6 protein-coding genes and 1 pseudogene are annotated in these 9,871 nt (G+C 44.1%); 1 reads left to right on the forward strand and 6 read right to left on the reverse strand.

Going from position 1 to position 9,871, the window contains the following annotated elements; all coding sequences use genetic code 11:
• Nucleotides 1-455: 455 nt before the first annotated feature.
• From VZ94_RS18195 to VZ94_RS18215, 5 genes and pseudogenes are all read right to left on the reverse strand, one after another.
• Nucleotides 456-719, reverse strand: coding sequence for a YbeD family protein (locus VZ94_RS18195; protein WP_045780308.1), 264 nt, complete (start codon nucleotides 717-719; stop codon nucleotides 456-458).
• On the reverse strand, nucleotides 716-1,555 hold the full coding sequence (locus tag VZ94_RS18200; protein ID WP_439097750.1) for a D-amino acid aminotransferase: 840 nt from the start codon (nucleotides 1,553-1,555) through the stop codon (nucleotides 716-718). Before VZ94_RS18200 ends, VZ94_RS18195 begins: the two co-directional genes overlap by 4 nt.
• Nucleotides 1,545-2,717, reverse strand: a complete 1,173-nt coding sequence (locus VZ94_RS18205) for a D-alanyl-D-alanine carboxypeptidase family protein (protein ID WP_045780310.1) — start codon at nucleotides 2,715-2,717, stop codon at nucleotides 1,545-1,547. Before VZ94_RS18205 ends, VZ94_RS18200 begins: the two co-directional genes overlap by 11 nt.
• A 370-nt stretch (nucleotides 2,718-3,087) precedes the next feature.
• The gene (locus tag VZ94_RS18210; RefSeq protein ID WP_045780311.1) at nucleotides 3,088-3,393 is read right to left on the reverse strand and encodes a hypothetical protein; all 306 of its coding nucleotides are present in this window, start codon (nucleotides 3,391-3,393) and stop codon (nucleotides 3,088-3,090) included.
• Nucleotides 3,394-3,599: 206 nt separating this feature from the next.
• Nucleotides 3,600-7,312 (reverse strand): annotated as a pseudogene (locus VZ94_RS18215) (FAD-dependent oxidoreductase).
• A gap of 374 nt (nucleotides 7,313-7,686) precedes the next feature.
• On the opposite strand from VZ94_RS18215, the gene VZ94_RS18220 reads away from it, so the two are divergent.
• Complete coding sequence (locus VZ94_RS18220; RefSeq protein ID WP_045780312.1) at nucleotides 7,687-9,579, forward strand: hypothetical protein; 1,893 nt, start codon at nucleotides 7,687-7,689, stop codon at nucleotides 9,577-9,579.
• A gap of 169 nt (nucleotides 9,580-9,748) precedes the next feature.
• Here the strand turns inward: VZ94_RS18220 and VZ94_RS24720 are convergent.
• Nucleotides 9,749-9,871: transposase domain-containing protein (locus tag VZ94_RS24720; protein WP_131655626.1), on the reverse strand; the 123-nt coding region annotated here is incomplete at its 5' end.

Consider the following 9,871-nt stretch of genomic DNA (forward strand, 5'->3'; position numbering starts at 1 on the left):
CCAAATAAACAATAAAACAGACAACACCGGCGAGTGTTAGAAAGGTATAGGGCAATAACACATATTTCGCTTTTTTTCCATAGGAATTGCCGATATTGAAATTTAGGATAAAACGCATGATGGAAAAAGAAGCCTGAAATAAATACAAAAAAAGTAGTGCCTCCCATCACTAAATTAGCCAATACTTCTCGTAAAACGAATCTATATCCCCATTAGCATAAGTATGTCCCGCTACAATGAAGAGTATTGCTAAGCCTCTAAAATAATCCAGTGAATTTAAGTGCATTTTTTATTACTCAAGAGGCTAATCTTCAGCGATGGTAGTTTAAAAGACCTTTGTTATCCTCTTTTAAGAGTTTGATTACTATACTCTGAACGGTAAAGTTTTCGGTATCGTGTGTTGCTGTGCGCACCCTAGCTATCTAAAAACCGAATGTGACCGTTTGAAGTATAAATCACAACGCCGCTAACACTGCGGGATGCGCGGTTAGCTCCTGATAAATAGCATCGAGTTGTTGCTTACTAGTCGCTTCTATCGTGACGGTGACCGAGACATATGTGCCTTTTTTGCTCGCACGAGTTCTAACGGCACTAGGACTTACGATACTCGCATGTTTTTGGATAATTTCTAACACCAGTAAATCCAGCTCTATATCAACCCGCCCCATTGCTTTAATGGGAAATTGACAAGGAAATATTAATGCGTTTTCTTCGCTCATAGCGTAGCCTTATAAGCTTGAAATAACGCATCCATGCGTTGCCAAACTGGCCCTGGTTGACCTGTACCGACCAGCGTTTGATTTAATTCAATTACTGGAACAATCTCGCGCGTCGAACTCGTCACCCAGATTTCTTCGGCGGCGTTTAATTGCGCTAAGGTAATCGTGTCTTCCTTGCAAGCCAGTCCGTTATTCTGCGCTAACATTAAAATAACATCGCGGGTAATCCCCGGCAAAATATCAGGGCCTTTAGGCGGGGTAATTAACACTCCGTTTAACACGATAAACACATTGCTAGCCGCACCTTCAGTAACAACCTCACCCCGATGCAATATCGCTTCAGCCGCACCCTGGTCTAACGCATCTTGCCTATGCAATATATTCGCTAGCAACGTAATCGCTTTAGCATTGCATAATTGCCAGCGTTTATCGTCAATAGTCACTGCTTTGATACCTATGACTTTACCGGGAAACGGTGCAATATCCGAACACATGGCAAACACGGTAGGCCCGATATGCTCTGGAAAAGCATGATCGCGCTTAGGCGCTACACCTCTTGTGATTTGCAGATAAATATATTGGTCTTTACTCGCATCTAACAAAGGCGTAAAAATCGCCCGCCATTCGTCAAAAGTATGAGGGTTGGCTAATCGAATCGCCGTTAAGCTGTCTTGTAACCGCTGTAAATGTGCGTCTAAATGAAATAACCGACCTTTATAGGCCGGGATAACCTCATAAATACCATCACCGAATAAAAAACCACGATCTAATACCGAAATCTTAGCATCGGCTAAAGCAATATAGTCGCCGTTTAAGTAAACCGTTTTATTTTCCAGCATCCGATTTCTCCAGCATCATAAATACCCCATCGTAAAGTCTGCGTACAATATTGCCTTGCTCTACAGACTCTAAGGCAATTAAATCGCGGCTTAACAGCGGTTTACCTTTTAACGTGACTTCAACCACACCAAATTTGTCGCCTTCTTTTATGGGCGCAACTAATTTTTTATCGATTTTAATTTCAGCTTTTAAATCGTTATATTGCCGCCGTGGAATCGTGACAAATAAATCTTCCGCTAAACCTAGCGGCATGGTTTGTCGGTCGCCTTTCCATACACGAGCTTCGCTAAGCATTTTTTTGCCTTCTTTTAAGCGATGCGATTCGTAAAATCTAAAGCCATAATTTAATAAGCTTTGGTTTTCATTGGCTCTGGCATTGGCATTTTTAGCGCCTAACACCACAGAAATTAATCGCATGTTTTCTCTTAAGGCCGACGCCACTAAACAATAGCCCGCATCGTCAGTAAATCCGGTTTTGACACCGTCAACCGACTCGTCGCGCGATAACAATTTATTCCGATTTTGTTGCGTGATTTTGTTATAGGTGAATTCTTTTTGCGAAAACCAACGATAATACTCAGGGAATTCCCGAATCAATGCTGAGGTCAATAGCGCTAAATCACGAGCGGTTGTATAGTGATTCTCGTTAGGTAACCCATCGCTATTGGCAAAATGGGTGTTCACCATACCTAACTTAGCCGCATGTTGATTCATCATTTCAGCAAACGTGCCTTCATTACCCGCCACATGCTCAGCTAAAGCAACACTAGCATCGTTTCCTGATTGGATAATCACGCCTTTTAATAAATCTTCGATTTTGACTTGCTCGTTTAACTCGACAAACATCCTAGAACCGCTGGTTTGCCAAGCTTTTTGACTAATCGTCGCGACGTCGTCTAAACGCAAATGACCGCTATGGATTTCCTTAAACACGACATAAACCGTCATGATTTTAGTCAAGCTCGCCGGTGCTAATTTGGCATCAGCATTATTTTCCGCGAGAATTTTGCCCGTATGAAAATCCTGCAAGATATAAGCACTGGCATCGACACTGGGGGCGGTAGGAATGGCTAAATCGGCTTCTTCTGCTCTAGCCGTTGGAACAACTATTTGTAAACAAACACAAATAGCAACAATAAATAATTGATAGACTGACATTACGCTTTTGCATGAACCAAAAAAAAGTGGCCGCTATTGTAACACGGCAAGCGCACGTTGTTGTTATTGTAGGCATTAAACCAGCAATTCCAAATTTAAACCGCTACGCGTTCCCTTGTTCCTGCGAGGAAATGCGTATCTATGAATGAGCTATCACAGTTGAAACGAACGGAAAAATACTGAATTGGAAACAGGTAGGCATTTCCTCGCTGGAGCAGTTGCCAAGCGATAGCGTAACTCAACATTTACCGCTCCGATGTTGTCGGGTTACGCTATCGCTAACCCGATCTACAATTGCAATGATGCTGGTGAGCGGGAAGGAGAAAAAAACAAAAACGACAACGAACAACACATCCATGTGTTTTTAACATTAGTTTTTAATGTTTTTATAACTTTCTTCGCTTTCTCTAACGATTTTATTGCCTTCATCAATCATACGATTGCCTTCATCAATCTTAATCTGGCCGTCGCGCACTAAGGCATTACCCCGCTCGACCATTTGCTTGCCTGCGCGCCAGCGTTCGCTAAGGTGAGCAATACCTTGGCTTTCGCGCATCATCGCCTCACCTGAAATCATAGGTTGCGGCTGAACGGGCATCGGTTTGTCCGATGCACAAGCACTGATTAGACAAATTACAGCGGCTAACAGTAATCGCTGCACAATATGAGTTTGCATGTATTTATTCTCCTAAACAAAAACAATGTTCATAAGGGCTACCCACTTTAGTAGGGACAGGGTATTCAGAGTGCAGGTGTGTTGGCAGCAGGGATGCTGCCGCCAAGCCTACAGGGATGTATTCACGGCGTCCTACAAACTGAATACCCTGTCCCACCTTAGGTTGGTAGCTTCATAAGCTTCGGCGTTTAAAGCTTAGCTGTCTCTCAAGCGGCTGTTTCTTGCTGCTGTTCCAACAAATAATCCAACCAAAGATTCGATAATTTTTCCTGTACTGAATTTTGTTTTAATCTTGCGTTTAAATGCGGGAAATCGACTTTATCTAAGTCTTGGTCTTGGTTGTAACAAGAATAAACAAAATATTCTTTACCGGTTTCAGCATCGACGTGTTTGCATAAGCATTGTGCGCAAATGCCTTTCATCATGCATTGCATAGGCGAGTTAATCGAACCTATTGCATGTTGCACTTTGCTTAAATACGGTTTTAATACGTTGTAACGCGCGTCTTTTACCGCTGCCATCATACGATCTGAACCAATCACGATTAAATGATCGACATCCGATAATAAAATCGGCTGCTCACCTAATTCACCGTTGGCATAGGCCAACATGCATTGCAAGATATTGCCGACAAAGGTTTTATCTTGCGGTCTGGTCACTGGTATCGCTTCTACATCATCGGCTGTTTTATCCACCGACCAAATAATTAAATCAGAAGCGGCTTCAATGTCTTCGACTTTAAAGACATCTTGACGGTATTTATAGCCTGCGAAATAAATCACGCGGTTACCTGCCGCACGTAAAGCTTTACCGATTGAGAACAACACGGCATTGCCTAAACCACCGCCTAGCAATAATACCGTTTGACCGGTCGGTATCTCTGTCGGTGCGCCGGTAACGCCCATGAGGATGAGTGGATCACCGATGTTCCAATGCGCGCATAAACGCGAAGATGACCCCATTTCCAGTGCTATCAATGAAATCGTGCCTTGCTCTTGATCGACTTCAGCACCGGTTAACGCTAAACCTTCTGCCGCTAATACCGTACCAGCAACCACCGGCGCAGTCGCTTCAAAATTTTGTACCCGGTAGAACTGCCCTGGTTGGAAACGCTTAGCGGCCATGGGTGCTTTGACCACGACTTCGATAATAGTCGGCGTTAAGCGATTAATCGCAACAATCGTCGCAGTAAAGGCTTCATCTAGTTGCTGTTGCCAAGTCGTTAAGCTTGCATCACGTTGCGCTTGTTCGGCTGGATTTAGCGTTGCTAATTGCTCAGCAAATAATTTCGCCACATAAGGATAACCATGCTTAGCACTGGCCATGGCTTTTACGACGTTACCGGCATAAACCGGATGGTTGTCGCCATAAAAACTAATGTATTTGCCATCTTTCTGATAAGACGTTAATGGCGCAGGTTTACCCAGTTTGGGTTTAGTTTCATCGTGGCTGTCGACTAGATTCACAACGCCGTTCTCTATCGAAGGCTCATAACGTTGGAAAAAGCTTTTATCCATGACAAAGGTATCAGGATATTCGCTTTGATAAATAGTATTAGGCGAAGTACCCGCCGCAATATAAAGGCTACGCAAGGCAATCTCTACGCTTTGACCTGAGCTAGACCAGCGCCCATTTTCAGAGGCTAGTTTGTCGAATTCAACTGCGCGTAAATGACCAAACTCGTCAGCAATAGCCGCTTTAGGACTCATGCCTTCAGCTAAAGCAATACCTTCTTCTAACGCCTTAGCAATTTCTTCGTGGTTTTGCCGATACGCAGGCGCGTCATTAATACCTTTACGGTAAAACAACGTCACACCGCCCCAAGACCATAACAGCGGTTGGAAATCCGGTAATTCACCGGCGGCTTCAGCACGGGCGCGTTCGGCTTTAATGGCTTTACCATGCGTTAAAAACTCATCCAAAATGCCTAATTCTTCTTGATCGTAGCGTTGTCTAACTACCGCTTCACCTAATTTAGCGCATAAGACTTCATAGCGATGCAAGACTTTTTCCACTTGCACCGGATAATACGCCATTAATTCGGTTGCCGTGTCTATTGCCGTTAAACCGCCGCCGATGACACCGGCTGGCAAGCGAACTTGTAAATTAGCCATAGATGACGCTTTCGCGGCACCGGTTAATTGCAATGCCATTAAAAAATCGGAGGCTTTGCGTATACCGCGCAATAAATTGTTTTGTAAATCAATCACCGTCGGCTTGCCCGCACCCGTTGCAATACAAATATGGTCAAATCCCATAGCCCAGGCATCGTCAATCGTCACTGTACCGCCAAAACGCACACCACCGTAGCTTTTAAAACGCGGCACGTCGCTTTAACGTTAAGTAAATGACTTTTAAGAAGTTTTTATCCCAACGTACCGTAATGCCGTATTCAGCGACGCCACCGAAGCCAGCTAACACACGTTTATCTAAGTCTTCATATAAGGTGTTAAAATCCGCAATAGGCTCAGGCAGATGTTCAGCATCACCCGTTAATGCAAGCGGCAGCGGCTCTAGTTTTAAACCATCGATACCCACTACGGCAAAACCTTCGTTGAGCAAGTAATGACTCATGGTATAACCCGCTGGCCCTAAGCCAACGACTAAGACATTTTTACCGTTATACGGCAACATGTGCGGACGTTTAATATTTAACGGATTCCAACGCGTCAAAAAGCTGTATATTTCAAAACCATAAGGCATAAACAATACATCAGTTAACACATTGGTTTCGATTTCTGGAATATTAACCGGGTCGGTTTTTTGATAAATACAGCCTTTCATGCATTCGTTACAAATTCTATGACCTGTCCCTGGGCACATAGGATTGTCAATCATAACCACCGCTAGCGCGCCAATATTGTCGCCACGGCGTTTAACCAAATGCATTTCGGAAATTTTTTCTTCTAATGGGCAGCCAATCGTAATTTCGCCTAATGGGTCTACTTTAAAGGTATTATTTTTCTTATTACGCATACCTTTAGAGCATGAGTCAGTGTCCCGCTCGTGGCAATAAATACAATGATTGACTTCGGACAACACCTCGCGTTGCTGATAACGCGTATCGGTAAGCTTAAAACCATCGCGGCGGCGTCTATGCTCTGCTTCACCCATCCAAACGCTGTATTCGCCACGGCTTATCGTGTCATGTTTAACTAATTGCTCGAAATCGCGCTTTTCCGGAAATTTAAAGCTTAACCAATTGTTAGCAATTTCAGGTTGTTGTGCTGCCAAAAAACTCCAGCGTTGTACTAGTTCCATTAAACTCGCGATAAAATCAGCGGGCTGTAATAAATCTAGCAATTTAACAAATTCTGTTGCCGCTTCCGCATCTTGCTGTAACCGTGCCCGTAACGCTTCCGCTCTGGTGTCGGCGTTCTGTTCGCTACTCGGCTTACCTTTAGCAAGTAATTTATAATGCGCGGACAGTAAACCAATTTCCGCACCCACTGTAGCTATTCTGCGCTCAGCATCGCTATCTTGAGCGCTTTCTGGGAAACCGACTTTTAACAGCACGTCCATTTTGCGGTTAATCCCGGCTTTATCCCAGTCATCAGTGCTTTGACCTTTAAAATATACGTCCAACTTTTCAACCACTTGGTTTTTATAAGTGAACACGCTATCAATTTCACGCGTAATACTGGCTTTTTGAGATTGATGTTGCTCAGACACATTAAACAAGCGTGCGACAAATCGCCCTACCAGCGGCGCCATCGCAACTAACAACTCGGATGTTTGCTCTGGAGTAAATTCTAAGCCTTGCGTTTGTCTATAGGTTAAATACTGCTGAAATAACTCGGCATTTTCTGCTTCAGCAAACTGATCAAATACCGTTAACAAATCACCTAAGCGTTTTTGCATCATATAAATCAGCGTATGCAAAGTTAGGGATACCTAAAGAAAGAATGTTTTGTTCCATATGACTTAGTTTGAATTGCTCGGTTAGTACTGAACTTTGTGGTTTAGCCGTCGAGCGTGGATAGTGATGGTTGTAGCTCTTTATTGTATGAAAATTACCGGTTTTTAGCCATAGCTAATATAGTAAGCTTCTAATTCTCTGAAAAACTAAGCTTTTTCATTGTGACTGTTAGCGCTCGTCCTAACCAGTCTTTTGCTTTTTTCTGGGTAAAGATTTAATTTTTAAACAGTTCAAACAGGACTATAATGAAATTGGCCTTGTTGTAACGATTAGGTCAGACAGGCCGATTCAATTAACTACAATAAACGAGGTGGTTTATGCGAGTCCTTAATCAAAGAAAGCTACTTACTGGCGCACTATTGGCGCTAAGTCTTATGACAACTAACCAAGCTGCCTATGCTGATCAACCAGCGGCGTTAACTTGGAAAATTTTAGAAGCGGCTAAGGAAGGCACCGCATTGGCCGGTTACACTCAAGGAGGCGATAGTCGGCTGTTAGTGCAATTAAGCCCGTGGGATTTAAAACAACGAACACCGTTGTTGGTAGTGTTTCGTAGTTGCGGCGGAGATCCTATCGCCGTTGATAAACCGATGTTGAACTTTGAGGCTTATATGGCCGGCAAGGATACTTCACCAATTTACGACCCTGACTGGAAAGCCCCAGAGCCGCGCTGGCGGTTATGCCCTGAAACTGATGCGGTGTTAGTTTACCCAAACGCCACAGCTCCCCAGCAAGTTCTTCTTAACGTCGATTTTTTACGCTTGGCTAATGAAGGCATGAGTCCACGCATCGATATGGCTGTTTACAACCTATCGTCCGAAGAGTTAAAGATTTGGCCTACAGCCGAAGAATTGGCGAGAAATCATAGGAATCAACCGCCCGATGCGATTGTACCGTTAACTTTGCATTACCGTCTGACGCGGAATAAATGGGTCATGGGTTCTTACGCGAGCATTTTCGGGGCACCGTCCCGTGATTTGTTTAAAGGAGGTAAAAGCACTGGCGATTATGAAAAACTGGCTAAAACACTACCCGTTAATCTGGAATCTTTCCGACGTAAAATTTACATTCCTGATAATACCGATTACGACCGTTTAGAAAGCATTAAGCAAGCCTTAGAGATAAGCAAAGCACGAGGTACTGCGGGTGAAGGCGAGCAAATCTGTTATCCTGAAAATACAACCAAAAGCATAGCGACCGCACCAATAGCCCCCCGGCAACCACTCATACTATTTCAGGACGTTTTTTCTACACGCTGGTCAGCCGACCATAGTTTACATTCTGGCTTCGGCTTTAGAGTTGAAGTCTACCGAGCTGGCAGTTCGACAATGCTAGGCTCAGCTTGGGTAGAAGCAAATGGCTTATGGTCTGTCAATATACCTGATACGGCAGGCTTTGTAACTAGCCAACAAATCAATGTTTATTACCGCTCTTACAATAGTTATTATGCCCCACAAAACCAAGCGGGTAATAAATACTGGTGGTATGACCCAACTTGGACAGTCACTAGCACGTCATTTAATGTCGGCCACCGTACCGCTGACACCGATGGCGGAACCTATAATGGCGTAGGCGAATTAGTCGATAGCGCAATGACCATGTGGTCACGTTTGTACTGGGATGCAGGCATTAATCCAGTGCCTTCTTCAGCCATACGGTTCTTCTTTCCTAATACCTGGAACAATTGCGGCGGCGATTCGCCTTGGAGTTGCGCATCCGGCAATGACATTTGGCTAATAGCAAGCCACGGGGTGCAAGGCGATGTGGTTAATCATGAAATGGCGCATGTGTTGAACAATAAGTTCTGGGAAAATAAACGACCCGCTGGCTCTGGTGGTTCTCATAGTTTAAACACCTGTTACCCTACCCGTCTAGGTATGGCGTTGCGTGAAGGTTTTGCCAACTATATCGCCGCCTGGGTAGGCTATCCAGCTCGAAATATTGCTGAGGGTGGATTTAACTCAGGCCGTTGGGCTTTAGGTTGGGATGCCGAACAACGTAACACGCCACCGGATTGTACCAATGGTTGGGAAAACGAAGTTTGGGTAGCACGTACATTCTGGGATTTACACGATACTCGTAGCGATGGCGATGATATTCTTTGGTTTAACTCACCAGGTGCCGTGATTGCGCTTTATCTTGGCAACGGTATCGCTAATGATGGCGACGCCCGCGATATGAGATATTATGAAGATATTTATCGCGATGCGGCTTCCGCAGGTCATGCCGGATTTATCACCGACATTTTCGAACAAAACCACCATTAACAGCTAAATACAAAAGCGCCGAACGGCTAACATTCGGCGCTTTATTTATTCGATATGCAAAAACTCGCCTTAAACTTAGTAGATAAAGCAAAAATTAGCTATCCCAACAAGATAACTTAGGCGATCTCCCGCTAAGAACCGTAACCGTTCAATCTAGCCACGTTGTTTTCTAAAAGACATTCTGATCCTTAACTGTCTCGGAATTTGCCGTTGCAAAAGGCAGCAACTCATCGATACGACTGTTGGGCCAAGTCGGTAATTTTTCCAAAGTATCCTTGAGCCATTCGGTAGG

This window comes from Methylocucumis oryzae (genome assembly GCF_000963695.1).
Taxonomy (GTDB): Bacteria; Pseudomonadota; Gammaproteobacteria; order Methylococcales; family Methylomonadaceae; genus Methylovulum; species Methylovulum oryzae.

What these genes read in the sequence shown, in the direction of transcription:
- VZ94_RS18205 (WP_045780310.1), bottom strand. Translation starts at nt 2,717, where the DNA reads ATGTCAGTCTATCAATTATTTATTGTTGCTATTTGTGTTTGTTTACAA.
- VZ94_RS18195 (WP_045780308.1), bottom strand. Translation starts at nt 719, where the DNA reads ATGAGCGAAGAAAACGCATTAATATTTCCTTGTCAATTTCCCATTAAA.
- VZ94_RS18210 (WP_045780311.1), bottom strand. Translation starts at nt 3,393, where the DNA reads ATGCAAACTCATATTGTGCAGCGATTACTGTTAGCCGCTGTAATTTGT.
- VZ94_RS18220 (WP_045780312.1), top strand. Translation starts at nt 7,687, where the DNA reads ATGACAACTAACCAAGCTGCCTATGCTGATCAACCAGCGGCGTTAACT.